At 58.7% G+C, this 247-nt stretch carries 1 protein-coding gene; it reads right to left on the bottom strand.

The window, feature by feature from the left end; translation table 11 throughout:
* Positions 1-61: 61 nt before the first annotated feature.
* Positions 62-247 (bottom strand): plastocyanin/azurin family copper-binding protein (locus SB822_RS59680; protein ID WP_410859453.1); only part of this gene is annotated, 186 nt, incomplete at its 5' end.

Below are 247 nucleotides of genomic sequence, written 5' to 3'. Positions count from 1 at the left end.
CGGCACAAAAGCGCTATGGCGAAAACGGCACGCCTCGCGGTTCTTCGACACGAGTTCCCAGTTACTGAACGGTGATCGTCTCCTTCATGTTCGGATGAATGCCGCAAAACACGTTGTAGACGCCAGGCTTGTCGAAGCGAAACTGATACGTGTCGTTCTGATCGAGCGCGGCCGAGCGGAAGATGCCCGCGTCGTTGACGACCGTGTGCGGCTCGCCGTCGAGATTCTTCCAGGTGACGGTGGACCC

Origin of the sequence: Paraburkholderia sp. SIMBA_054 (assembly GCF_046534875.1) — a bacterium.
Lineage (GTDB): Bacteria > Pseudomonadota > Gammaproteobacteria > Burkholderiales > Burkholderiaceae > Paraburkholderia > Paraburkholderia hospita.
The sequence above is the reverse complement of the archived record's forward strand: the minus strand, read 5'-3'. Positions and strand labels throughout refer to the sequence as shown.